Annotated in this window: 21 protein-coding genes and 1 riboswitch; of the genes, 13 read left to right on the forward strand and 8 right to left on the reverse strand. The window is 67.4% G+C overall.

What is annotated here, in order from left to right; genetic code table 11:
- Window positions 1–20: 20 nt before the first annotated feature.
- The 3 genes from metF to ahcY are packed head-to-tail and all read right to left on the reverse strand — an operon-like array spanning window position 21 to window position 3,084.
- A complete protein-coding gene (gene metF, locus FHT32_RS05070) occupies window positions 21–845 on the reverse strand; it encodes a methylenetetrahydrofolate reductase [NAD(P)H] (RefSeq protein ID WP_176663502.1) in 825 nt (274 codons plus the stop codon).
- A gap of 10 nt (window positions 846–855) precedes the next feature.
- Entirely contained in the window at window positions 856–1,632 is a 777-nt protein-coding gene (locus FHT32_RS05075; RefSeq protein ID WP_176663503.1) for a TlyA family RNA methyltransferase, read from the reverse strand.
- Between the two features lie 12 nt (window positions 1,633–1,644).
- On the reverse strand, window positions 1,645–3,084 hold the full coding sequence (gene ahcY, locus FHT32_RS05080) for an adenosylhomocysteinase (RefSeq protein WP_176663504.1): 1,440 nt from the start codon (window positions 3,082–3,084) through the stop codon (window positions 1,645–1,647).
- Between the two features lie 67 nt (window positions 3,085–3,151).
- Window positions 3,152–3,222: riboswitch (S-adenosyl-L-homocysteine riboswitch) on the reverse strand.
- A gap of 162 nt (window positions 3,223–3,384) precedes the next feature.
- Between ahcY and FHT32_RS05085 the strand changes: the two genes are divergently transcribed.
- From FHT32_RS05085 to FHT32_RS05135, 11 genes are all read left to right on the forward strand, one after another.
- The gene (locus tag FHT32_RS05085) at window positions 3,385–5,460 is read left to right on the forward strand and encodes a hypothetical protein (RefSeq protein WP_176663505.1); all 2,076 of its coding nucleotides are present in this window, start codon (window positions 3,385–3,387) and stop codon (window positions 5,458–5,460) included.
- A 150-nt stretch (window positions 5,461–5,610) separates the two neighbouring features.
- Complete coding sequence (locus FHT32_RS05090) at window positions 5,611–6,258, forward strand: hypothetical protein (RefSeq protein ID WP_176663506.1); 648 nt, start codon at window positions 5,611–5,613, stop codon at window positions 6,256–6,258.
- A gap of 166 nt (window positions 6,259–6,424) precedes the next feature.
- Entirely contained in the window at window positions 6,425–6,928 is a 504-nt protein-coding gene (gene phaP, locus FHT32_RS05095) for a TIGR01841 family phasin (protein WP_176663507.1), read from the forward strand.
- A gap of 16 nt (window positions 6,929–6,944) precedes the next feature.
- Window positions 6,945–7,865: an alpha/beta fold hydrolase gene (locus tag FHT32_RS05100; protein ID WP_176663508.1), complete on the forward strand. Its 921-nt coding sequence runs from the start codon at window positions 6,945–6,947 to the stop codon at window positions 7,863–7,865.
- A 52-nt stretch (window positions 7,866–7,917) separates the two neighbouring features.
- Complete coding sequence (locus tag FHT32_RS05105; RefSeq protein ID WP_176663509.1) at window positions 7,918–8,337, forward strand: poly(R)-hydroxyalkanoic acid synthase subunit PhaE; 420 nt, start codon at window positions 7,918–7,920, stop codon at window positions 8,335–8,337.
- Window positions 8,334–9,407, forward strand: a complete 1,074-nt coding sequence (locus tag FHT32_RS05110) for an alpha/beta fold hydrolase (RefSeq protein ID WP_176663510.1) — start codon at window positions 8,334–8,336, stop codon at window positions 9,405–9,407. Before FHT32_RS05105 ends, FHT32_RS05110 begins: the two co-directional genes overlap by 4 nt.
- A complete protein-coding gene (locus tag FHT32_RS05115) occupies window positions 9,404–10,012 on the forward strand; it encodes a GNAT family N-acetyltransferase (RefSeq protein ID WP_176663511.1) in 609 nt (202 codons plus the stop codon). Before FHT32_RS05110 ends, FHT32_RS05115 begins: the two co-directional genes overlap by 4 nt.
- 162 nt (window positions 10,013–10,174) lie before the next feature.
- Window positions 10,175–12,439, forward strand: coding sequence for a hypothetical protein (locus FHT32_RS05120; RefSeq protein WP_176663512.1), 2,265 nt, complete (start codon window positions 10,175–10,177; stop codon window positions 12,437–12,439).
- Window positions 12,436–14,640, forward strand: a complete 2,205-nt coding sequence (locus FHT32_RS05125) for a hypothetical protein (protein ID WP_176663513.1) — start codon at window positions 12,436–12,438, stop codon at window positions 14,638–14,640. Before FHT32_RS05120 ends, FHT32_RS05125 begins: the two co-directional genes overlap by 4 nt.
- A gap of 142 nt (window positions 14,641–14,782) precedes the next feature.
- Window positions 14,783–16,996: a hypothetical protein gene (locus FHT32_RS05130; protein WP_176663514.1), complete on the forward strand. Its 2,214-nt coding sequence runs from the start codon at window positions 14,783–14,785 to the stop codon at window positions 16,994–16,996.
- A 55-nt stretch (window positions 16,997–17,051) separates the two neighbouring features.
- Window positions 17,052–18,686: a peptide chain release factor 3 gene (locus FHT32_RS05135; protein ID WP_176663515.1), complete on the forward strand. Its 1,635-nt coding sequence runs from the start codon at window positions 17,052–17,054 to the stop codon at window positions 18,684–18,686.
- A gap of 14 nt (window positions 18,687–18,700) precedes the next feature.
- Here FHT32_RS05135 and FHT32_RS05140 read toward each other — a convergent pair whose 3' ends face one another.
- From FHT32_RS05140 to FHT32_RS05150, 3 genes are read right to left on the reverse strand one after another with little or no spacing between them, the layout of a single operon-like run.
- Complete coding sequence (locus tag FHT32_RS05140; protein ID WP_176663516.1) at window positions 18,701–19,504, reverse strand: ABC transporter permease; 804 nt, start codon at window positions 19,502–19,504, stop codon at window positions 18,701–18,703.
- 14 nt (window positions 19,505–19,518) lie between these two features.
- On the reverse strand, window positions 19,519–20,370 hold the full coding sequence (locus FHT32_RS05145; RefSeq protein ID WP_371132129.1) for an ABC transporter permease: 852 nt from the start codon (window positions 20,368–20,370) through the stop codon (window positions 19,519–19,521).
- The gene (locus FHT32_RS05150; protein WP_176663517.1) at window positions 20,367–21,362 is read right to left on the reverse strand and encodes an ATP-binding cassette domain-containing protein; all 996 of its coding nucleotides are present in this window, start codon (window positions 21,360–21,362) and stop codon (window positions 20,367–20,369) included. Before FHT32_RS05150 ends, FHT32_RS05145 begins: the two co-directional genes overlap by 4 nt.
- Window positions 21,363–21,457: 95 nt before the next feature.
- Here FHT32_RS05150 and FHT32_RS05155 point away from each other — a divergent pair, with 95 nt between their 5' ends.
- Entirely contained in the window at window positions 21,458–22,288 is an 831-nt protein-coding gene (locus tag FHT32_RS05155; protein ID WP_176663518.1) for an HAD-IIB family hydrolase, read from the forward strand.
- Window positions 22,289–22,409: 121 nt separating this feature from the next.
- On the opposite strand, the gene FHT32_RS05160 is transcribed toward FHT32_RS05155, so the two are convergent.
- Complete coding sequence (locus FHT32_RS05160; RefSeq protein WP_176663519.1) at window positions 22,410–23,675, reverse strand: MFS transporter; 1,266 nt, start codon at window positions 23,673–23,675, stop codon at window positions 22,410–22,412.
- A gap of 90 nt (window positions 23,676–23,765) precedes the next feature.
- Here FHT32_RS05160 and FHT32_RS05165 point away from each other — a divergent pair, with 90 nt between their 5' ends.
- Window positions 23,766–24,335 (forward strand): TetR/AcrR family transcriptional regulator, encoded by a 570-nt coding sequence (locus tag FHT32_RS05165; RefSeq protein ID WP_176663520.1) that lies wholly within the window; start codon window positions 23,766–23,768, stop codon window positions 24,333–24,335.
- Here the strand turns inward: FHT32_RS05165 and FHT32_RS05170 are convergent.
- Entirely contained in the window at window positions 24,322–25,308 is a 987-nt protein-coding gene (locus FHT32_RS05170) for a tripartite tricarboxylate transporter substrate binding protein (RefSeq protein WP_176663521.1), read from the reverse strand. The genes FHT32_RS05165 and FHT32_RS05170 overlap by 14 nt on opposite strands.
- Window positions 25,309–25,383 lie beyond the last annotated feature (75 nt).

Consider the following 25,383-nt stretch of genomic DNA (forward strand, 5'->3'; position numbering starts at 1 on the left):
CCGAAGCCCCGCGCGCCCTCTCAATCGAGGCGCTCCAGCACAGCCAGCGTGGCCGCCGACTGGTTCATCGTGTAGAAGTGCAGCGCCGGGGCGCCGCCTTCCTGCAGGCGCGCGCAAAGGTCGGTGACCACGTCGAGGCCGAAGGACTTGATCGACGCCGTGTCGTCGCCGAAGCCCTGCAGCCGCAGGCGGATCCAGCGCGGAATCTCGGCGCCGCAGGCGTCCGAGAAGCGCATGAGCTGCGTCGAGCTGGTGATCGGCATGATGCCCGGCACGATGGGCGTGTCGAGCCCGAGCTTGCGCACGTCGTCGACGAAGCGGAAGTACGCCTCGGGGCTGAAGAAGTACTGCGTGATCGCCGAGTCGGCGCCCGCCTTCACCTTGGCGGCGAAGGCCTGCAGGTCGGCCTCGGGCGAGCGGGCCTGCGGGTGGATCTCGGGGTAGCAGGCCACCTCGATGTGGAAGTCGCGGCCGGTCTCCTCGCGGATGAAGCCGACGAGGTCGCTCGCGTACTGGAACTCGCCGCCGATGCCGTAGCCGCTGGGCAGGTCGCCGCGCAGCGCCACCAGGCGCTTGACGCCCATGGCCTTCAGTTCGGCGAGCTGCTCGCGCACGGTGGCGCGCGTGGCGCCGATGCACGAGAAGTGGCTCGCGGCATCCACGCCCTCGGACAGGATCTCCTGCACAGCACCGAAGGTGCCCTGGTGCGTGGAACCGCCCGCGCCGTACGTGACCGAGCAGAACTGCGGCTTGCGCGCGTACAGCTGCTGGCGCACCGCGCGCAGCTTGACCGCGCCTTCGGGCGTCTTGGTCGGGAAGAATTCGAAACTCAACGGAAGGCGCACCTGCGTCTCCTTAGGAGCCGTTCGCGCGCACGGCACGCTCGGCGTGAATGAAAAACTCGCGATTGCCGTCGCCGCCGGCGATCGGGCTGTCGAACCACTGCAGCACCTTGAGGCAGAGCGCCTCGCAGGCGTCGCGCAGGCGCTTCTCGACCACCGCGTACAGCGCGTCGTCGCGCACGATGCCGCCCTTGCCGACCTGGCCGGGCTGCAGCTCGAACTGCGGCTTGACCAGCATCAGCAGCCGCCCGTCGTCGGCCAGGAACCCGACGATCGCCGGCAGCACCAGCGTGAGCGAGATGAACGACAGGTCGCCCACGATCAGGTCGAAGCGCGCATCGCCCTCTTCGCCGAGATCGTCGGCCGACAGCGCACGCGCATTCACGCCTTCGATGGCCACCACGCGCTCGTCCTCGCGCAGCCGCGCATGCAGCTGCCCGTGGCCGACGTCGACGCCCACCACCTTGGCCGCGCCGCGCTGCAGCAGGCAATCGGTGAAACCGCCGGTCGACTGGCCCACGTCGAGGCACAGCCTGCCGGCCGGGTCGATCCCGCTCGCCGCCAGTGCGCCTTCGAGCTTGAGCCCGCCGCGCGACACGTAGCGCGCCTCCGCCGCATCAACGAGTTCGAGCTCGGCCGATTCGGGCACGTCGTCCTTGTTCTTGACGACATTGCGCCACGCATCGCTCGTGCCCGCGTCACGCCAGCGCAAGCCGCCGGCGATGAGCCGCACGGCCTGCGAACGCGACGCGGCCAGGCCGCGCTCCACCAGCAACTGATCGGCGCGCATGCGCTCTGCCGATCAGTAGCGGTACGTGTCCGGCTTGTAGGGGCCGTTCTTGTCCACGCCGATGTAGGCTGCCTGCGTGTCGGTCAGCTCGGTGAGCATGGCGCCGACCTTCTTCAGGTGCAGGCGCGCGACCTTCTCGTCGAGGTGCTTCGGCAGCACGTAGACCTTGCCGGCCTGGTAGGCGTCGGGCTTGGTGAACAGCTCGATCTGCGCGATGGTCTGGTTCGCGAACGACGACGACATCACGAAGCTCGGATGGCCCGTGCCGCAGCCCAGGTTCACGAGGCGGCCCTTGGCCAGCAGGATGATCTTCTTGCCGTCGGGGAACTTGATGTGGTCGACCTGCGGCTTGATCTCTTCCCACTCGTACTTCTCGATCGACGCGACGTCGATCTCGTTGTCGAAGTGGCCGATGTTGCAGACGATGGCCTGGTCCTTCATGGCGGCCATGTGCTCGTGGCGGATCACGTCGCGGTTGCCGGTGGTGGTCACGAAGATGTCGGCCTTGTCGGCGGCGTATTCCATCGTCACGACCTTGTAGCCTTCCATGGCGGCCTGCAGGGCGTTGATCGGGTCGATCTCGGTCACCCACACCTGCGCCGACAGCGCGCGCAGCGCCTGGGCCGAGCCCTTGCCCACGTCGCCGTAGCCGGCCACCAGCGCCACCTTGCCGGCGATCATCACGTCGGTGGCGCGCTTGATGCCGTCCACCAGCGACTCGCGGCAGCCGTACAGGTTGTCGAACTTGCTCTTGGTGACCGAGTCGTTCACGTTGATCGCGCGGAACAGCAGCGTGCCCTTGGCGGACATCTCGTTCAGGCGGTGCACGCCGGTGGTGGTTTCTTCGGTCACGCCGATGATCTCGGCCGACTTGCGGGTGTACCAGGTGCCGTCGACGGCCAGCTTGGCCTTGATGGCGGCGTAGAGGATGCGTTCCTCCTCGCTGGTCGGGTTGGCGAGCACGCTCTGGTCCTTCTCGGCGCGCTGGCCCAGGTGCATCAGCAGCGTGGCGTCGCCGCCGTCGTCCAGGATCATGTTCGGGCCTTCGCCCTTGGAGCCCTTGGGGCCGAAGTCGAAGATGGCGTGGGTGTAGTCCCAGTAGTCCTTCAGCGACTCGCCCTTGATCGCGAACACCGGCGTGCCGGCAGCGGCGATGGCGGCGGCGGCGTGGTCCTGCGTCGAGAAGATGTTGCACGAGGCCCAGCGCACCTGCGCGCCCAGCGCCTGCAGCGTCTCGATCAGCACGGCCGTTTGAATGGTCATGTGCAGCGAGCCGGTGATGCGCGCGCCCTTCAGCGGCTGCGACTTCGAGAACTCCTCGCGGATGGCCATCAGGCCGGGCATCTCGGTTTCCGCGATCTTGATCTCCTTGCGGCCCCAGGCGGCGAGGGACAGGTCGGCGATCGCCTGGTCGGCGGTCGAAACGGGGGTGGGCTTGAGAACAGCGCTCATGGGAACTCCAACAAAACTGGTTTGAAAGATGCCGCCGGATACGGGGAAAAAGGCTCACCGCAAGAACAGCGGGTGAGCGTCGTTGCGATATGTGGTCCGAGCCTCACGCCTGACGGCGCTGCAACGCTCCTCGGAGGGGCGGATTGTAGACGGGGCCAAAGCCCACGCCAATGCTCGGTCGCCTGGCTGACATTTGTCACCCGCCGCAACAAAGCGACCTCTTGTTACGATTTCTTCGGGTTTGGTTCAGCAGCCAACCGGCCTGCTGTCGAGCCTATTTGAATACAAAAGGGCACAAAAATGAGGATAACGAGGAATCTCGCTGGCTGGTGCATCGCCGCCTTGCTGGCGGCTTGCGGGGGAGGAGGTGGTGGCGGTTCCGGCGGCTTGTCGCTGTCGGCGGGCGGCAGTTCCAAGCCGGAAGCCCGGGCCGCCAAGACCCTGGGCGCGCCCGACGCGCGCAACGGCAGCTACCGCGTCTACGCGGCCAACGGCACGCAGCAGCAGCTCTCGGTCGACTTCGACGCCGGCAGCTACACCATGACGGACAACCTCGGCGTGGCCGAGTCGGGCACCTTCGCAGAGGACTTCACCGAGCCGGGCACCTACGTGTTCGCGAGCAGCCGCATCACCACCGCGGCCAACACCTCGCGCTTCCGCGTGACGAGCGACGCCATCGTGGGCGCGTTCCCGTTCCAGACCGCGTACTCGAGCCCCACCGCGTATGCCGCGCAGCCCTTCGTGGCGGCGCGCGACTTCGTCACCACCGCGGCGCTGATCGACGGCACCTACAACCGCTTCAGCATCACGCGCAGCCCCGGCGGCGTGCAGGACTCGACGATCCTCTCGATGCGCCTGTCGGGCAGCGGCACGGTGCTGGAGATCTGCAACGACGCGATCATCTACAGGATCGACCTCTGCCCCGCGTCCTCGAAGCGCACCTACGCGGTCACGGCCGGCACCGACGATGCCTGGGTCACGACCAACGTGGCCAACAGCAGCGACATCGGCGGCTTCCGCGTCGCGCGCATCGGCGGCCAGAACGTCTACCTGAATGGCGGCATCAGCGTCTCGCCGGCCCAGCAGTTCATGCGCATCGCCCTGCCCGAATCGTCGAGCTGGCCCACCACGCGCGGCATCGGCTCGTCGACCACGGGCAGCTGGGGCACGAACCTGATCAGCACGACCAGCACGGTGCGCACCTCCACCGGCACCGACGACACCTACGGCACCCTGACGATGCCGTTGGACAGCACCGCCTACGCGAACCAGCCCCTGGGCATCCGCGGCGTCAACTTCACCGGAGCGAACAAGTACTTCGCGATGCAGGCCGGCGAGCTTTCGGTGCTGGTGGGCGCGCGCAGCAACACCGCCACGCAGGGCTACATCCAGCTCAACCTGATCGACAACGGCGCCACGCCCGACGCACGCAACGGCCGCTACAAGGTCTACGCCACCAACGGCTCGCGGCAGACGCTCGCGCTGAACCTCGACAGCAAGCGCTACGAGATGACCGATGCCGCCGGCACCGTCGCCTCGGGCAGCTTCGCCGAGGACACGACGGAGGCGGGCAGCTTCATCTTCGACAGCAGCCGCATCACGAGCCCCGCGAACACGGCGCGCTTCCGCTTCACGACGGACACGGTGGTCGGCGCGTTCCCGTTCGCGGTCGCGCAGGTCACGCCCGAGAGCTATGCCGTGCGGCCCTTCGTGGCATCGCGCGCACTGGTGAAGACGCAGGCCGCGCTCGACGGCACCTACAACCGGCTGGGCATCAACATGACGGCCACCGGCGGCGATTCGTCGATCACCCAGATCCAGATCGCCAACGGCGGCACCATGCTCTACCTGTGCAACGACAACGTGATCTACCGGATCGACAACTGTCCGACCGCATCCGTGCGGACCTACACGGTGTCGGCCGGCCCGACCGTGGACACCTGGCACATCGTGAGCACCACCAACCCGGCCGACAACGGCAACTTCGGCATCGCGCGCATCGGTGGCGAGAACGTCTACCTCGGGGCGGGCATCAACTCCTCGACGCCCACGATCTCGCAGTTCCGCATCGGCCTGCCCGAACGCGCCACATGGCCCACCGTCATCGCACGCGGCGGCGCCACCAGCGGCGGCTGGGGCAGCGCCGGCCTCGATGCGTCGTACTACGCGCGCACGCAGACGCTCCCTGACGGCACCAGCGCCACGCTCGCCGCGACGCTGGGCTCCATGGGCACGAACGGTCCGCTCAACATGCGCGCGGCGACTTTCACCGGGCCGAACTACCACTTCGCCAGCCAAAGCAGCAAGCTCTTCGCGATGGTCGGCTCGCGCAACCCGGCCACGGCCGGCGCGATGGAGATCGGCCTGATCGACTGACGCCGCGAGCGCTTCGCTCCGAATGAAGGCCGCATGCCGCGTTGCGAGGCATGCGGCCTTTTTTCTTGCTCATTCAGGGCTAAGTCGGCCGCCAGCACGATTCGCCGGCGGGACGTACATTGACCAGCCCCATCGTCCCCGAAAGCCCACATGCCGATTCATTCGTCCAGCGCGTCCAAGGCTCCCCTGCTCGCCGCCGTTGCCGCCCTTTGCCTGACAGCCCTCCTGCCGGCCGTCGCCTCGGCCCAGAACGCCGACACCGTCCGCATCCGCGGCACCCTCGTGCGCGTCGACGCCAGCACCCTCGTGGTGCAGGCCCGCGGCGGCGAGGTCGTCTCGCTCGCGCGTCCGGCCGACCTGGCCGTCTCCGAGGTCTATCCGATCAAGCTCTCGGACATCAAGCGCGGCAGCTTCATCGGCACCGCCGCCATGCCGCAGGCCGACGGCACGCAGAAGGCGCTCGAAGTGGTCGTGTTCCCCGAGGCCGCGCGCGGCACCGGCGAGGGCCATCGCCCCTGGGACCTGCTGCCCGAAAGCACCATGACCAACGCCACCGTCGCCGACCTGGCCGCGGCGCCGAAGTCGGTGCGCGGCGGCCAGCAGCTGCATCTGACCTACAAGGGTGGCGAGAAGACCGTCGTGGTGCCGCCCGACGTGCCGGTGGTCACCTTCCGCCCCGGCACCGACGCGCTGCTGGTGCCCGGCGCCCGCGTGCTGGTCAACGCGCAGGAGAAGAACGGCACGCCCACCGCGTTGCGCGTGACCGCCGGGCGCAACGGCTTCGCGCCGCCGATGTAGGCCAGGCCGCGAGCGGGAAGACCGGCACCCAAGGGAAATCCCGCAGGCATTTTTGTCGCGGCGGCAACCTGCGGCGCTCCGGCGCGGCGTATCGTGGCGAGGGATTTTTGCCGTCAGGCTTGGTCCCCGCCATCCACACGTCCAACGTCACAGGAGATTCCGCACCATGGCCACTGCCAAGAAAGCCGCCGCGAAGAAGACCACCGCCAGCAGTAGCAGCAGCAGTACCTCCGGCACGAAGAAGGCGGCGCCGAACGCCGCGGACATGCTCAACCCGCTGAAAGGCATGGCCGACCGGCTGCAGAGCCTCAACCTGACCGGCGGCGCCGGCAAGCTGCTGGAGAGCGGCCGCAAGGACCTGGCCGCCCTGATGCAGGCCAACGAGAAGTCCTACCAGGGCCTGCAGACCGTGGTGCAGCGGCAGACCGAGATGATCAAGAGCGCCATTTCCGAGTGGCAGGCCGCCGCCAAGGAAATGCCGGGCAAGGACCCGAAGGAAAACCTCGCCAAGCTCGACGAGCTCGGCCGCCAGTCGTTCCAGCGCGCCATCGACGACATCAAGGAGCTGGCCAACCTCGCGGCCAAGTCGCAGGCCGACGCCTTCGACGTGGTGCGCCAGCGCATCCAGGCCAACGTGGACGAAGTGACGAAGCTGCTCCAGCGCAAGTAGGCACGAGGGCCCACGCATGTCCGCAGTTCCGCCCCGCGTGGAGCGGCGCACGCGCGCCAACGGCATCGAGCTGGCGTGGGACAGCTTCGGCGACCCCGCCGGCTCGCCGCTGCTGCTGGTCATGGGCCTCGGCGCGCAGATGGTGGCGTGGGACGACGCCTTCTGCACCAGGCTCGCCGAAGCCGGCGGGCACCGCGTGATCCGCTTCGACAACCGCGACATCGGCCATTCGACGCACCTCACGCTGCTCGGCGTGCCCGACATCCAGGCGCTGATGGCGCAGGCGATGGCCGGCCTGCCGCTGCGAGCGCCCTACGACCTGCGCGACATGGCGGCCGACTGCGTCGGGCTGCTCGACGCGCTGGGCATAGAGCGGGCCCATGTCGTCGGCGCCTCGATGGGCGGCGCCATCGGCCAGGAGATGTGCATCCACCATGCGCGGCGGATGCTGTCGTTCACCAGCATCATGTCGAGCACCGGCGCACCGGGCCTGCCGCCGCCCACGCCCGAGGCGATGGCGGTGCTGTTCTCGCCCGCGCCGACAACCTTCGCGGCCTACCAGGCGCACCACGCCAAGGTGTGGCGCGTGCTGCGCGGACCGGGGAGCTTTCCGCTGGACGAAGCGCGCGATGCCGAGAAGGCGCAGCTCGTCTTCCTGCGCGGCCTCAACCCCGCCGGCGTGGCGCGGCAGCTCGCCGCCATCCTGGCCTCCGGCAACCGCAAGCCCGCGCTTCGCGAAGTGCGCGTGCCCACGCTGGTGATCCACGGCGACGACGATCCGCTGGTGCCGGTGGCATGCGGCGTGGACGTGGCCGATGCGATCACGGGGTCGCAGCTGCTGCGCATCCCGGGCATGGGGCACGCATTGCCGATCCCGATGTGGCCGCAGATCGTCGATGCCATCGCCGCGCACACGGCGCGGCACGCCGGCACCTGAGGCAGCGGCGACAGGAACAAGGCGACAGACAGGAAAGAAGGGAGCTTCCGCCATGACGAACAAGTTCTCTCCCCTCGACCCCATGGCCATGTGGCGCGAACTCACGGCCCAGTGGGAAAAGAGCACCAACGAATTCGCCAACGAGACCATGGCCTCGGACCCGTTCCGGCAGGGCATGCACGGCGGCATGAACGCCTCGCTCACCGCGCAGAAGGCGCTGGGCGACCTGATGGCCCGCTACCTCACGATGCTGAACCTGCCGACGCGCGCCGACCTGCAGGCGCTTGGCGAACAGCTGCAGCGTATCGACGACCATCTGGCGCGCATCGCCCGCGCGGTGGAAGGAAGCGGCGCCGCCGCGGCATCCGCCGCGCCCGGACCGCGCCGCACACGCCAGCCGCCGAGCCCGCCGCCAGCCACGGCGACCCGGCCCGCACGCACGCGCAAGCCCGCGGGAAAGCGCCCGTCATGAACGCCGAAGCCGACGCCTTCGCCCTGCCCGACATCGCCTCGGAGATCGAGCGCGCGATCCAGCGCAACATCAAGGGCCTGGACTTCCTCACCACCACCGCCCCTTCCGTCGGCCAGACGCCCAAGGACGAGATCCATCGCCGCGGCACGCTGAGCCTGTATCACTACCGGCCGATGGCCGACGAGATCTACCGCGTGCCGCTGCTGATCGTGATGGCGACCACCAACCGCGGCTACATCCTCGACCTGGCGCCGGGCCAGAGCATGGTCGAGCACCTGCTGCTGCAGGGCTACGACGTCTACATGATGGACTGGAACGCGCCGCGCCCGCAGGAAAAATACCTGCGCATCGAGGACTACGTGCTCGACTTCATCCCCGATTCCATCCGCCGCGTGCAGGAGCGCTCGGGCGAGGAAGACGTCACGCTCGTGGGCTACTGCATGGGCGGCGTGCTCTCCACGCTGTACGCCGCGCTGCACTCCGGCGGGCCGATGAAGAACCTCGCGCTCTTCACCACGCCCATCGACTTCAGCCGCATGAAGCTCTTCCATGCGTGGTCGGACCGCCGCTACTTCGACGTCGACCGGCTCATCGACACCGTGGGCAACGTGCCGCCCGAGATGCTCTTCGCCTCCTTCGACATGCTGCGCCCCGCCGGCCGCAGCGCGGGCATGGTGCAGCTGTGGGACAACCTGGACAACGACGAATTCGTCAAGTCGTACCGCATGTTCGACCGCTGGGGCAACGAGATGCTGCCGCTGGCCGGCGAGTACTTCCGCCAGACCGTCAAGGAGCTCATGTGGGGCAACAAGCTGCACAAGGGCGAGCTGGTGATCGGCGGGCAGAAGGTGCAGCTGAAGAACATCAAGGTGCCGGTGCTGCACGCCCTCGCGCAGCACGACCACATCGTTCCCTACGAGGCCGGGCAGCCGCTCGTGGACGGCATCGGCTCCGCCGACAAGGAGGAAGTGGTGCTCAAGGGCGGCCACGTCAGCCTCGCCGCCGGGCCCAACGCGGTGCGCAGGCTGTGGCCCAAACTGGACGAATGGCTTGGAGTGCGATCGACATGAGCATCACCACCGTGACCGACTCCTTCTCGCGGACCTACCCGCGCACCGTGACCAGCAGCGAGGGCAGCATCGTCCTGCGCCTGATGGCCGCCGAAGACGCCGACGCCGTGCTCGCCTTCGCGCAGGCATTGCCGGCGCACGACCTGCTCTTTCTGCCGCGCGACATCACCCAGCCCAAGGTGATGAACGCCTGGGTGCGCGCCATCGAGCGCGGCGACATCGACAGCGTGCTCGCGGTGCGCGAGAACGCCGTGCTCGGCTGCGCGGCGGTGATCCGCGACCCGCACTCCTGGTCCAGCCACGTCGCCGAACTGCGCGTGCTCGCCGCCCCCGAGCTGCGCGGCAGCGGCCTGGGCCACAAGCTCGCGCGCGAGGCCTGCGCCCTGGCCATCGAGCGCGGGGCGGAAAAGCTAGTCGCCCGCATGACCGTCGACCAGCGCGGCGCCATCGCCGTCTTCCAGGCCCTGGGCTTCAAGCCGGAGGCGCTGCTGGGCAAGCACGTGAAGGACCGCCAGGGCATCGCGCACGACATCGTGGTGCTGAGCCAGGACGTGGCGCGGTTCGAGGCGCAGATGCGGGCGTATGGGATGACGGAGGCGTTCTAGAAAAACTCTGCCCGACCGGAATTCAGGCAACTTTTTCGCGATTACTGTTATAAAAAGTATCCAAAACCAGCAATCGTAGATACGATTCCGGCACAAGTGCTCGGAGGGAGCACCCAGGCCGATGCCCACCCGCATCAAAGAGCCGATCCGGAGAAGCAAGCAATGAAAAGAACACTCGCCGCGCTCGGAGGCGCGGTCGTGCTGTGCATGAGCCTCGCCTCGTGTGGAGGGGGAAACGAAGGAGCAACAGGAGCGCCGTCGCCGGTGACCGGTGCCTCTGCCCAAGGCGCACGCAAGAGTGACGAAGCAGCTACCTATAGCTTTCAGGCTGCCGGCAAGCAGGACGACAGCGAAGCAATCCTGGCGCAAGTCGTGGATGCAGACCGGGACCAGACCCGGCCTGCCGGCCTGAGCCGCAATCCTGCCGGCGACGACAGCCGCAACGGGGTCTACACGGTCTACGCAGCCAACGGGACCGAGCAGGTGCTGTCGATCAACTTCGACACCGGCACGTACGCGATGACCGACGCCTCCATGCAGGTGACGGCTGGAACCTTGAGCCGCGATGCCGTGGAAGCCGATGTCGGCATCTTCAACAGTCCGCGAATCACCGCACAGGTCAACACGGCACGCTTCCAGACAACGGACGGAGTCATTCTGGGCGGCTTCCCGTTCAGGCAAGGCGATTCGGCTTCGCCCACGTACGCGGTGCAGCCTTTCCTGGCGCTCCGTTCCTTCGTGGACGATCCGAAGCAATTCGACGGCATCTACAACGTCGTCGGTGTCGCGGTCGGGCCACCCAAAGGCTATTCAAGCTCGCAAATCCAGCAGATCAGCATCGAAGGCAACGGTGCACGATTGAAGTTCTGTATGAACGATCTCGTCTTCTCCAGCGGCGGATGCGCCGGTGCCGGGGTGGAGAACTACACGATCAGCAAGGACCCCTCCGGCGCATGGCTCGCCGCGAATGTTGGCTTCCCGGGCAACAAGTTCAGATTCCGGATGGCGCGCATCGGGGGCCAGAACGTATTCCTGGCTGCCAATCCGTTCTCGACTCCCGGCTACCCACCCGAGAACTACCAGCGGCTGAGCATAGGCTTTTCTGACATTCCGAGCGCACAGGAAACACTCAAGGCGCGGGTATACGCATCGGACGGCAGCTACGGCATCGCCGTGACCGATGCCCCAATGTACAGCACCAACACCCGCCGGCCAGACACGACGACCAGCGGTTTCGCCTACGACGCGAAAGTCGTGGCGGGCACGCAGGGCGTGCAGCAGATCAACGGCGCGGGAAACGCCAGGCTCTTCGCCATCCGGAACACGAAACTGGTCGCGCTGGTGGGCACCCCCGCCAACCTGGACACGCGGGGCTACCTGCAGATCGGACTGATCGACGGCCCCGTCAGCCGGGGACCGAACAGCGGCACCTATTCGGTCTTTGCAGCATTCGGCTCGCGGCACACCCTGAGCATCGACCTCGCGGCGAAGAGCTACGGCACAGCGGACGAGGCCGGCGTGTCGACGAGCGGCACACTCGCCGAGGATCCCGCCGAGCCGGGCACCTACATCGTCAGCAACGTCCGCATCGACGCCGCCGTCAATACGGCGCGGGTCCGCCTCGCGAAAAATACGGTGGTAGGTGCATTTCCCTTCCCGACCAGGCCACTCGGGGACCTGTTCCAGGTCCAACCCTTCATCGGCTCAAGCGCGCTTGCAACCGCGCAATCCGCAATCGATGGCACCTACAACCAGTTCACGCTGACCTCGGACAACTACTCGGCAAACAAGCGAGTGGCGCGGCAGGTCAGGATCGCCAACAACGGCACGAGCCTGCAGATATGCGACGACGACGCGAGCTGGCAGGCGCGCTACACCATCGACAACTGCCCGGCCGAACTGAAAACGGTCTTTGCGATATCGCCCGGTGCCGCAAGCGGCAACTGGACGGCCGAGATTCCGGGCGTGCCGCCGAGTTCGCCCAACTTCGCACGGAAGTACGGCTTCAGCATCATGGAAATGGCTGGTCAGAAGGTCTACGTGGGTGCGCAGTACGACTCGTGGGCCAACAAGACCTTCAGCATCGGCCTGGAAGACAGCGACGCATGGCCATCCGTCGTGGCCCGAGGTGCGTCCACGCGGCGCGTGGCCGGCTATCCCTCCAACAGTTCCTGGAACAGCGTGGGGCTGGACTCCTCGTGGCTCGACCGCACGGTGGCACACGCCGACGGCACCCAGGGCACCGAGCGCCTTGCGCTCACGCCTGCCGACCTGACCACGCCCCAGGGCCTGCGCGGCATCGGCCTTGAACCAGGCATCGGCCCACGCTACATCGTCATGCAGAGCAAGGGGCTCGTAGTCATGTCGAACGGTTCGGGCTTCGGTATCGATTTCGGAATTTTCTTGGTTGAGGGAGCGGATCAATGAGCATGAAGCCCGAACACATCAACGCGTGGACGCGTGGTGCATTTCTCGCGTTGGTATTGGGCCTCGCAGGATGCGGTGGCGGTGGCGGAAGCGCAGGTGGAAGCGCTGGCGCGGGAGGCGTATCCACGGCGATGAAGGGCGACGCCGGCGCAGAGGTGGCCTCCGGCGCCCTCCAGGCGCCAGGCATCGAGGACGACCCCGGATTGACTGCGCAGCAGGCGACCAGCCCCGCACTCGACCCTTCCTCCGTCGTGCCGCGCCTGAACGCAGGCGATCCGCGCAACGGCGCGTACTACGTCTATTCCGCCGACGGCAGCAACGGCACTAGGCAGAAGCTCGGGATCAACTTCGATACGAAGAGCTATTCGCTGGTCGACAGCAAGGGGAGCGCCACGTCCGGCACTTTCAGCGAGGACCCGGCGGAACCCGGCACCTATGTCTTTGCAAGCAGTCGAATCACCAGCGCAGTGAACACGGCGCGCTTCCGCATCACGACCGATGCGATCGTCGGGGCGTTTCCGTTCGAGAAGCCATGGTCGGATCCGGTCACCTACCAGGTCGCACCCTTCATCGCAGCGCGGGCCTTCGTCACCGACCCCTCCCAGCTGGACGGCGAATACAACCGCCTGGGCATCAGCCTGAACAAGAACGGTACGGCGGACTCCCAGATCCTGGCGATGAGTATCTCGAAAAGGGGCACGCAGCTTGAGTTGTGCCTGGATAATGTCATCTACTACGTGGAAGCGTGCCAGTCGCTACGTACTTTCGCGCTCACGCCCGCTGCCGATTACGCGTGGACCGGCATCAACATCGCCGCGCCAAGTGACGTACTGCAGTTCCGGATGGCTCGGATCGACGGACAGAATGTGGTTCTCTTCGGAGGCAGCAGCGCCACGGCGCCTGACATACGCCCGTTCCGCATCGCGCTGCGCGACACAACCACCTGGCCCACTGCGCGGTATGTCGGCAGCTCTTCCGATGGCCGATGGGGAACAAACCTCATCGGTCCGGCCAGCACCACACGCACCAGTTTCGACTCGACGGGCGCCTCCGCCAGCCTCACGCTACCAGTGAGCGACGCGGCTTCCAACGGCGCGCAGGGCATCCACCCGATCAACAGCACCGGCACGGACAGATATTTCGCGACGCAGAATGGCGTACTTTCTGTGATCGTCGGCGCCCGCAATCCCGGCACACAGGGCTACATCCAGATCGGCTTGTTCAAGGACAACGGAGGGGTCGACCCTCGCAGCGGTAGCTACAGAGCCTTCTCGGTCCAACGCAAAGACGTAAAGCTGACTCTCGACTTCGATGCAGGCACTTATCAGATGGATGAGTCCTTTTCGAATGCCAGCGCCGGCACGTTCAGCCCCGATCCTGCAGATCCTGGCTCCTATGTCTTTTCCAGTCCGCGCATTGGAACAGTGTTGAACACGGCACGGTTCCGTATCACTGAAGACGCCATCGTTGGCGCCTTTCCTTTCTACGCAGGAGCCCTCGCCACACCCAGGTATCAGGTACAGCCCTTCATCGCGGTACGCAGCTTGGTCACAAGCCCCTCCGACTTGCCTGGCAGCTATGACTTGATGGTGGCGGGGATGCCGACTGCCGTCGCGCCGCCGTACTTCTCGTCCAGCATGGCGCGCCTCGTCATCGCAGCAGACGGCCATCGGGCGCAAGTCTGCAAGCTCGCCCCGGTCACGACCTGCGTCGACGAGGCCACTCCGGGCGCTTACGTCGTGGCGGCGTCGTCAACCTCCTGGTATCTGTTTTCTGGAGGCGGCGTCATGCTTACCCCCTTCCACATAGCAAACGTGGGAACTCGCAAGGTCTTGGTGGCGTCTGACTTTGAGTTCTACGGAAGCGACGACAAGCTCGGCTCCTACCTCATGCTCGGCATACGTCAGCCTGCCACGAGTTCGAGCACATGGCTCGGCAACAGCGTCCACAGCTATTCGGGCGCTGGCGAACTGGGGTCGTTGCTGACCAGTCCCACAAGCTATGGCGGGACTTACAGGAAAGCAGATGGAACGACAGGGCCGTTCGCGCTGACGCTTGGACCGGTCACGAACAATGAACGGGTCAAGATCGGTACCGACACGGCCGGAACACCGTACCTGGCGATCAACGATGGCCGTTTCGTTTTCGCGATGCCGTCGAACGGCGATGGGAGCAAGCTGCATATTGGCCTCGTAGATTGATGGCGGGCTGCCAACAGTCAATGCAGCCGGACCATCCTGCAGGGGCGCCGAGGCGCTGCAGAAAGCGGCTTTCGCTGCATCGCAAGCGAGCGCAACCTTGACTCGGGGGCCGCGGGCCCGCAATCGCGCGAGGGAGAAAAAAATGAAATACAAGATCCGGTCCTGCCGAGCGCTTCTGTGCGCGGCATTCGCATGCCTTGGCTTGCAGGGATGTGGAGGTGGCGAAAACGGCAGCGGCGGCGCAAGCGCGCCGATGGCAACGAGCGTCGGCACGGTCAAGAGCGCCAACGCAGTCGAGTCGGCGAAAGAGGCCATGCGGTCCGACGAAGCGGCATATCTCGTCGAGACCCAGCAATCGAGCGCTGCGACTTTTGATCGCCGAGCCGCCACCGCACTCTCGAACAGCCACGACCCACGCAGCGGCGTCTACTACCTCTACGCTGCCGACGGCACCAACGGCACACGCCAAAAGCTCGGCATCAATTTCGACACCCGAAGCTACACGCTGACGGACGACCGCGGCCAGGCCACCTCCGGCACTTTCAGCGAAGACCCCGCGGAGCCGGGCACCTACGTCTTCGCAAGCAGCCGCATCACGAGCCCCGCCAACACGGCACGCTTCCGTCTCGCTCCAGATGCGGTCGTCGGCGCCTTTCCTTTCGAGAAACCTTGGTCGAACCCCACGGCCTATCAGGTGATGCCGTTCGTCGCGGCACGCGCCTTCGTCACGGACCCGGTGCAACTCGATGGCAACTACAACAGCTTCGGCATCATCCGCAAGAGCGATGGAACGTCGGACTCGCAGGCTCTCACGATGCGCATCACGGGGCACGGCACAACGCTTGAAACGTGCTTCGGCTACCAGGACCTCCACAGCCTCGATTCCTGCCCCACCATCTTGAAGCGGACGTACGCCATCACGGCCTCGCCGGATTTCACGTGGGCGGGAACCAGCAGTTCGCCCGCCGACGTCCTCCAGTTCCGCATGGCCCGAATCGGCGGACAGAACATCCTGCTCTCGGGCGGGTACACCGACACAGCCCCCGACACCCGCGTCTTCCAGGTCGGCCTGCCGGACGCCCCTGTCTCCGGTTGGACCCAGACCAGGTACATCGGCGCGGCAACCAATGGCAGTTGGGGAGCCAATGTCTTCGACAACTGGGACTCGATCCGCACAGCGGTCACGCCGGAAGGAACTGTCGATGAACTCAGCCTCCCGCTGGCATCGATCGGAAGACCGCAAGGCGTCCGGCTACTGAACTCCGCGGGCACCAAGAGGTACTACGCGATGTTCAACGGCACCCTTTCGGTCGTCATCGGGCGTCCCATCGAGAACGCCCGTGGCTACATGGAAGTCAGCCTTTACAAGGACAGCTGGAACGCCCGGAACGGACACTACACGGTGTTCACGACCAACGGCACCGAGCAGACGCTGGACATCGACTTCGACAAGAAGCTCTACACGATGACGGCCCCCGGTGGCGACGCAACCACAGGCACCTTCAGCGAAGACCCGAACGACCCCGGGACCTACATCTTCGCGAACAGGCGCATCACGGCCGCATCCAACACCGCGCGCTTCAGGACCAAGATCGACGCCATCGTCGGAGGATTTCCATTCGCTCTCTTCAAGTCGAATCCCGTCGCCTACGCGGTCCAGCCCTTCATTGCCGTACGCTCTTTCGTGACTCAAAGGAGCGGACTGGCCGGCACCTACGATGTGATCGTTACGGCGGGAGGCAGCAACAACCTCACGCATCCGGGTGCCTACTGGCAGCTCTACATCGATGCGGCGGGAACGGTCGCAAGGCAATGTCTCCCCGCGACCATAGCCTGTCTCCCTGAGGCGAGCCTGGGCGACTACGCCATCTCCCCAGGCGCGTCGCCTGGCATCTGGGTGTTTACCCGGGACGAAAAGACGTCTTTCACCGGACGAGTTGCCCGCATCGATGGCCGGAACGTCATGCTGCAGGCCTCGGAGTCCTACTCACCGTACATTGCGCCAAGCTCCCCGCTTTTCCCATACCCGATCTGGACACTCAACACCGGCTTTCCGCGGCCGACGGGTGTGACAAACCCCGTGTACTGGCCTGCGATGCGCATGCATATCGCCTCGACGGGGGGCACATTCGGAACCGCATCCCTCGACGCGACCCGCTACGCGACCAGCTACTCGCGGCCAGACGGCACTTCCGGCTCGCTGGCGCTCGAAATGCAGGGCATCTCAGGCAACGCGCAGGTGCGAGAAGGCACCGATAGCACCGGGACGAGATACCAGTTGGCCCAGAACGGTGTCATCGCGCTCATGCAGGCGCCATGGCCCTTCGACAACCTGCACATAGGCCTGGCCGACTGACCCGTCCGACCGCTTCGGCCCAGTCTGCGAAAATCACGGGTTCTTGGAGTTCCCCGTGTCATCGCCCTTCGTAGCCGAAACCCGCCGCCGCCGCACCTTCGCGATCATTTCCCACCCTGACGCCGGCAAGACCACGCTGACCGAAAAGCTGCTGCTTTTCTCCGGCGCGATCCAGATCGCCGGCTCGGTGAAGGCCCGCAAGGCCTCGCGCCATGCCACCTCCGACTGGATGGAGATCGAGAAGCAGCGCGGCATCTCGGTGGCCTCGTCGGTGATGCAGATGGTCTACCGCGACCACGTCATCAACCTGCTCGACACGCCCGGCCACAAGGACTTCTCCGAAGACACCTACCGCGTGCTCACCGCCGTCGACTCGGCGCTGATGGTGATCGACGCGGCCAACGGCGTGGAAGCGCAGACGCGGCGGCTGATCGAGGTCTGCCGCCAGCGCGACACGCCCATCATCACCTTCGTCAACAAGATGGACCGCGAAGTGCGCGAGCCGCTGGACATACTCGACGAGGTGGAGCGCGAGCTCGGCATGCCCTGCGTGCCCATGACCTGGCCGGTGGGCCAGGGCAAGAGCTTCCGCGGGATCATGAACCTGCGCACGCAGGCGATGACGGTGTTCGAGTCGGGCAGCGAGCGCCTGCCGCAGGACTTCGAGACCATTGCGCTTTCCGAGCGCGACACGCTGGTCAAGCGCTTCGGCGCCGACTTCGAGACCGCCATGGAAAGCATGGAGCTCGCCACCGGCGCGTCGCCCGCCTGGGACCGCGAGGCCTTCCTGGCCGGCAAGCAGACGCCCGTGTTTTTCGGCTCCGGTGTGAACAACTTCGGCGTGATGGAGGTGCTCGACGCGCTGGTCGACCTGGCGCCCTCGCCACGCTCGCGCGTCAGCACCACGCTGGTCAACCGCCAGCCGGTGACCAAGGAGATCCAGCCCGAGGACAAGGACTTCGCGGGCGTGGTCTTCAAGGTGCAGGCCAACATGGACGCCAACCACCGCGACCGCATCGCCTTCGTGCGCATGGCCTCGGGCAAGTACACGCCGGGCATGAAGCTGAAGGTGCAGCGCACCGCCAAGGAACTGCGCCCCACCAGCGTCGTGACCTTCATGAGCCAGCGCCGCGAGGCGGTGGAAGAGGCCTACGCGGGCGACATCGTGGGCTTCACCACCCACGGCGGCGTGCAGCTGGGCGACACCATCACCGACGGCGCCAGCCTGCAGTTCACCGGCCTGCCCTTCTTCGCGCCCGAGCTCTTCATGACCGTGATCCTGAAGAACCCGCTGCGCACCAAGCAGCTGCAGCAGGGCCTGGCCCAGCTCGGCGAGGAAGGCGCGATCCAGGTCTTCCGCCCCGAGATCGGCGGCCCGATGCTTCTGGGCGCGGTCGGCCAACTGCAGTTCGAAGTGGTGCAGCACCGCCTGAAGGCCGAGTACGACGCCGACGTGCGGCTCGAAGGCTGCCAGTACACGGGCGCGCGCTGGATCACGGCCGACACGCCGGCCGAGCTGCGCGAGTTCGTGAACGCTTACCCGCAGCGCATGGCGAAGGACGCGGCGGATACGCTGGCCTTTTTGTGCACGTCGCCTTACGACGTTCGGCTGGCGCAGGAGCGGTTTCCGAAGATCCACTTCCATCCGCTGCGCGAGCATGCGGGGTTGGCGCTGCAGAGCGCGGGCTGAGCACCTGGACCGGGTCAGCTCCCGGTCGACGCATAGCGGCGCAACCCGACGCGCCACACCCCGAACGCCGCCGCCAGGAACACGAACCCCGCGAGCGGCGACACCAGCCCCACCCACGCCGGCGCCCCCAGCGGATCGGCCTTCCCCAGGATCGCCAGCACCGGGTAGTACGCCACGCAGGCCAGCGGCACGATGAAGGTCAGCACGCGCCGGAACCAGCGCGCATAGAGCGCCAGCGGATACTGCGCCGCCTGCACGCCGCCGTAGGTCAGCACGTTCGCGATCTCGAGGCTCTCGACGGTCCAGAAGGCCAGGGTGCCCTGCAGCACCAGAATGCCGAGGAACAGCGCCACGCCGCCCGCGATGGCGAGCAGCGCGATGGCGACGGCGCCCGGCGTCCACGCGATGCCCATCTCCTGTGTCGCGAACGCCACCATCGCCAGCCCCTGCATCAGCCGGCCCAGGCGGCTGATGCGGAAGTCGTTGCCCATCAGCTGCAGCGCGAGCGGACGAGGCCGTAGCAGCAGGCGGTCGAAGGCGCCGGTGCGCAAAAACTCGGTGCCGAGCACGTCGAAGCCGCGGCCCAGCGCATCGGCCAGCGCGAACATGCAGTTCACCAGGCCGTAGAACAACGCCACTTCGCCGATGCGCCAGCCCTGCACGTCGCCGAAGCGGTGGAACAGCGCCCACACGGCGACAACCTCGATGCCGGTGCCGAGGAACTGGCCGACGGTCAGCATCAGCGCCGAGGCGGGGTAGCGCGCCTGGCCGCCGAGGGAGGCGCCCACCAGCCGGAAGAAGAGCGGAAGCGATCCCATTGCCCTCACCACCTTCATCCGCCCTGCACCTGCAGCCCGCGCATGGTGCGGCCCATCGCCAGGTGCCCCAGCGCCACGAGCACCGCGATCCAGAAGGCCTGCAGACCGAGTCCTCCCACCGCCTGCCAGCCCTGCAGCTGCCCGAAGTAGAGCCGCGCCGGAATGTCCATCAGCCCGGCCAGCGGCTGCAGCAGCAGCGCGGTCTGCCAAGCGTCGGGCAGCATCGCGAGCGGCAGCAGGTTGCCCGAGAACACGATGACCACCGGCGTGGCGACCGCGCTGATGCCGCGTTCGTTGAGTGCGGCGGTGGCGGCCACGTTCAGCAGCATCACCATCGACGTCGACAGCAGCAGCGCGAGCACGGCCGAGAGCACGAAGGCGAGCCCCGCCGCCACGCCCGCAGGCAGCTGCCAGGCCCACTCGCCCAGCCCGAGCACCGGCAGCGCGACCATCGCGAAGGCCGCCATCAGCGCCACGCGCGGCAGCACGCGCGCGGCGATCCAGCCGGCGCTGCGCGCGAACCACAGCGCGTAGGCGTCGACGGGCCGCAGGCGGTCGTAGGCGACGGCGCCGGTGCGCACCGCCTGTGCCACTTCCGGGTCGCCCAGCCAGGGCAGCAGCACGAGCAGCCCCTGCGCGAGCCAGGTGTAGGTGATGGCCTGGGCGAGCGACATCGGCGTGCTCGCCCCCGTCGTGGCCGCGTGGCCGTAGAAGGCCGCGAACACCATCACCTTGATGCCGCCCCACCAGCACTGCGTGGCGAAGCCGGCGAGCGCGGCGGTGCGGTACTGCAGCATCTGCTGGAAGCGTGATGCGAAGGCGGCGATGTAGGGCCGCGCAAGATCGTGCGTGCACATCGCCGTCATGCCTCAGCCGCTCCGTGCATGGCGTAGAAGCGCGCGATGACGGCCTCGATCGCCAGGCCTTCGAGGCGGATGTCCTCCACCGCATGCGCGGCGGCGATGCGCGCGATCAGCGCGGGCGCCGCAGTGCGGGCCGGGTCGAAATCGAGCACCAGCGTCTGGCCGTCGCGCGAATGCACCCGCGCGCCTTCCACCTGCGCGGGCAGTTCGGCACCCTGCGCGAAGTCGACCACCAGGCGGCGCTCGGCCATCACCTGCGCGCGCAGCGCCTCGACCGGGCTGTCGGCCAGCACGCGGCCGTGGCCGACGATGATCACGCGGCGGGCCAGCGCCTCGATGTCGTGCATGTCGTGCGTGGTCAGCAGCACGGTGGTGCCGCGCTCGCTGTTGGCGCGGCGCACGAAGTCGCGCACGGCCAGCTTGGAAGGTGCGTCGAGGCCGATGGTGGGCTCGTCGAGAAAGAGAATGTCCGGCTCGTGCAGCAGCGCCGCCGCGATCTCCGCGCGCATGCGCTGGCCCAGCGAGAGCTGCCGCACCGGCTGCGCGAGCACGCGCTCCAGGTTCAGCAGCGCCACCAGCTCGTCGCGCGTGCGGCGATAGCGTGCCGGGTCCACGCGGTAGATGTCGCGCAGCAGGTCGAAGCCGTCGCCCACGGGCAGGTCCCACCACAGCTGCGTGCGCTGGCCGAAGACCACGCCGATGCGCGCCACGTGGCGCTCGCGGTCGGCGAAGGGGTCGCGCCCGTCGATCTCCACGCGCCCGCCGTCGGGCCGCAGGATGCCCGAGAGGATCTTGATGGTGGTCGACTTGCCAGCGCCGTTCGGTCCGATGAAGCCCAGCAGCTCGCCGCGCTCCAGCGCGAACGACACGCCCGACAGCGCCTCCACCGTGCGGTGGCGGCGCCGCACGAGGCCGCGCAGCGCACCGATCACGCCCGGGTCGCGTTCGGAAATGCGGTAGGTCTTGCGAAGGTCGTCGACGAGGATGTGGGGCATGGAAGGCGCCGCGCCGGCCTCGATGGCACGGCGGGGGCGGGATGCTACACGAAAGCGCCGGTACGATCGCCGCTCCTTTTCGCATTCTTTCCGCCATGCCTTCGCAGCCGCCTTCCCTGCCCTCCTCGCCTCATCATCTGCTGCCGCTGGCCGACTGGCCCGAGACTGCGCGTGCCGGGCTTATCGGCGTGTTCACCGACATCGACGACACGCTAACGCACGAGGGCGCGATCACGCCAGATGCATTGCAGGCGCTGGGCGACCTCAAGGCCGCAGGCCTCTCGGTGGTGGCGATCACGGGCCGGCCAGTCGGCTGGAGCCTGCCCTTCGTCAACGCCTGGCCGGTCGATGCCATCGTGGCCGAGAACGGCGCGGTCGCGCTGCTGCCCTCGGCCGATGGCAAGGTCGAGAAGCGCTACCAGCAGGACGAGCCCACGCGCGCGGCCAACTTCGCGCGCATGCAGGCGGTGCTGGAGCGCATCGAGCGCGAGCTGCCGGGCGTGGGCCGCGCCACCGACTCGCCGGGGCGCGAGACCGACATCGCCATCGACCACAGCGAGTTCGTGCAATTGAGCGACGCCACCATCGCGCAGGTGGTGGCGCTGATGCGCGGCGAGGGCATGCACGCCACCGTGAGCAGCATCCACGTCAACGGTTGGTACGGCGACAACGACAAGCTCGAAGGCGCGCGCTGGATCGTGCGCGAGCTGTGGGGCCGCGCGCTCGACGCCGAGACGGACCGCTGGGCCTACGTGGGCGACTCCACCAACGACCAGCTGATGTTCCGCAGCTTCGCGCACAGCATCGGCGTGGCGAACGTCGCGCGCTTCGTGCCGCAGCTCGAGCACCTGCCGCACTACGTGACGCAGGCCGAGCGCGGGACGGGCTTCGCCGAGGCGGCGCGCGCGATTCTCTCGGCGCGCTGAGGCCTGCTCACGGACGAGCGGCGGCGGCAGATGGAATGCCGGTAGCGTCGTCGTTGGTGATTGGGGCTTCGAGCCAGAAGCCCAGACCCGACCATTGCTCGACCCGAACCGATCCCGCCGCTCAGTCACTCACAGGCAGCTCGCGCCGCATCCGACGCAGCAAGGCCCACTGGCTCCAGGTGCCGAAGGCCGCAATCAGCAGCAGCGCCCCTGCATAGCCTTCGGCCGTGTTCAGCAATCCCAGCGGCGCCACCAGGAAGCCCGCGAGCATCGCAGGCAGGCTGAACGCGAGGTAGCTCACCACGAAGATCGCCGCGAACAGTTCGCCGCGCTCGTGCGATTGCGCCATCGGCGCCAGCGTCTGCACCAGCGCCGAGAACGCGCCGCCGAAGCCGATGCCCGCCACCGCCGTGCCGATGAAGAAGAGCGCGAGCGAGCGCGTCGCGAGCGCAGCCAGCAGCAGCACCAGCCCGAGCGCGATGCTGGCCATGCCGGCGATGGCCGGCCGCGGTGCCGCGAAGCGGCCGAGCAGCGTCGGCGCGATGGCTCCCATGCCCGAGAGCACCGCCACGGTCAGGCCGTTGACCACGCCGTTGTCGATGCCGAACACGTGCAGCATCAGCGAAGGCGCCAGCGACAGGTACAGCCCGCCGAGTGCCCACACCACGACGAACACCGGCAGCCCGCGCGCGAACTCGGCGCGGGCCTTGGCGGGAATGGACACGCGCGGCACCAGCGAGGCAAGCGCGCCGGCGCGCGGCGTGACCGTCTCGGGCATCCACAGCACCACGGCTGCGCCCAGCGCGAACACGGCGGCCAGCACGCCGAACACCAGCATCACCGGCTGCACCGAGAACTTCACCGCCACGCCCGTCAGCAGCGCGCCCAGCGCAAGGCCCGCGAGCGGCGACACGCTAGTGATCAGCGCGCCCAGCCGCTTGCGCGAAGCCGGCGCCGCCTCGACCACCGCCGCACTCAGCGCGCCGCTCGCGATGCCGGTGGCGATGCCCTGCACCACGCGCGCGACGATCAGCCCGCCGATGCCGTTCGCGAGCAGGAAGAGCCCCATCGCCACCGCCTGAAGCACCAGCGCCGCCAGCACCACCGGGCGCCGCCCGATGTGGTCCGACAGCGAACCCGCCACCAGCAGCGACACCAGCAGCGCGATCGCGTAGACCGCGAAGGCCACCGTGAGCAGCGAGGACGAGAAGTGCCAGGCGTGCTGGAACACCACGAAGAGCGGCGAAGGCGCGGCCGCCGCGAAGAAGAAGGCGAACAGCACCGCCGCCAGCAGCGGAAAGGCTGCGCGCTGAGGCAGACGCCACGGCCTGGAGCGGGCGGCGATCTCGGCGGTGGCGGAAGCGAGTTCGGGGCAGGAGGACGGCATGGCGAATCCTTAACGCAACTTTTTTTGCTTTTGTGATTCTAGAACTGTAAATCCACTAAAGCAAATATCTTTGCGTTAAAGTTCATCGCCATGACCGACACCGCCCTCCCCAACAAGCGCCCCGGCGGCCGCAGCGCCCAGGTGCAGGCGCTCGTGCGCACAGCCCTCGAGGAACTCGTGGCCGAACAGGGACGGGAGCGCGTCACCGTGCCCGCTGTGGCCGAGCGAGCGGGCGTCAGCGCATCGAGCATCTATCGCCGCTGGGGCGACCTGCAGGGCCTGCTGGCCGAAACCGCCACCCACCGGCTCGACCCGAACCGCCCGCTGCCGAACACCGGCACCCTGCGCGCCGACCTCGAAGCCTGGGCGCGCGAACTCATCGAGCACCTCTCTAGGCCCTGCAACACCTCGCTGCTGAAAGCCGCGGCCGCGCTGGCCAACGGCAACTCCGACACAGACTGCCTGCGCAACCGCCGCAGGGAAGCGCTGACGCTGGTCGAGCAGGCGCGCGCCCGGGGCGAGCGCGCGCCCGAGCCGCAGCAGGTGATCGATCACCTGATCGCGCCGATCGTGTTCCGGCTGGTGTTTGGCGGAGACGGGGTGAAGCCGGAGCTGGCGGGCCGGCTGGTGGACGAGTTGTTCGTCCTCAGTTCGTCTTGACTTCCTTCGCCAACCCCAGCTTCTCGATGATCGCCTTCTCCTTCACCACCGTCTCCTGCGCGAACTTGGTGTAAGTGGCCGAGCTCATGTAGTTCGGCAGCATGTCGTAGCGGCCCAGCGCGGCCACGTAGCTGGGCTCTTCCATCGCCTGCTTGAAGGCGTCGTGCAGCTTCTTCACCACCTCGGGCGGCGTGCCCTTGGGGGCGCCGATGCCGAAGGGCGAGTTCTGCACCACGTCGTAGCCCAGTTCCTTCAGCGTGGGCGCGTCGGGGAACTTGGCCAGGCGCTTCTCGCCCCAGGTGTTGAGCACGCGCAGCTTGCCGGCCTCGACCTGCGGCGCGAAGCCGGTGCTGTCGGCCGCGGCCATCAGCTGGCCGCTGACCACTGCGAGCATGAGGTCGGCGCTGCCCTTGTAGGGCACGTGCTGCAGCTGGATGCCGGCCTTCTGCGCGACGATCTCGGTGGTCAGGTGCGGGCTGGTCAGCGTGCCGGTGGAGCCGTAGGTGAGCTTGCCGGGGTTGGCCTTGGCGTAGGCGACGAAGTCGGCCCAGGTCTTGAAGGGGCTGTCGGCCGGCACGACGATGCCGAAGGCGTAGCCGGTGACGTTGATGACGTAGGTGATGTCCTTGAGCGGATCCCAGTTGATCTTGGTGGTGTAGCCCAGGCGGAACACGCCCAGCGGGATCTGCGCGACGGTGTAGCCGTCGGGCTGCGCGGTCTGCAGCGCCTGCGCGGGCAGCGTGCCGCCGGCGCCGGGCTTGTTGTCGATGATGACCGGCTGGCCGAGGATCTTGCTCGCGTTCTCGGCGAGCTGGCGCATGGTGATGTCGGTCGGGCCACCCGCCGGAAAGGCGATCACCAGCTTGACGGGCTTGGCGGGAAAGGCCTGCGCGAACGCTGCCATCGGAAGGGCGAGGCCACCGGCTGCGGCGATGGCGGCGGCGGTACGGAGAAAGGTGGAGCGGCGGAGCATGGCTGACTGGATCCTGACGAGAGAAAAGCGCCGATTGGGCCCCGCCGCATCGGCGAAGGCAATCGGGGCTGCCCT

This window comes from Variovorax sp. SG517, from assembly GCF_013376045.1.
Taxonomy (GTDB): Bacteria; Pseudomonadota; Gammaproteobacteria; order Burkholderiales; family Burkholderiaceae_C; genus Variovorax.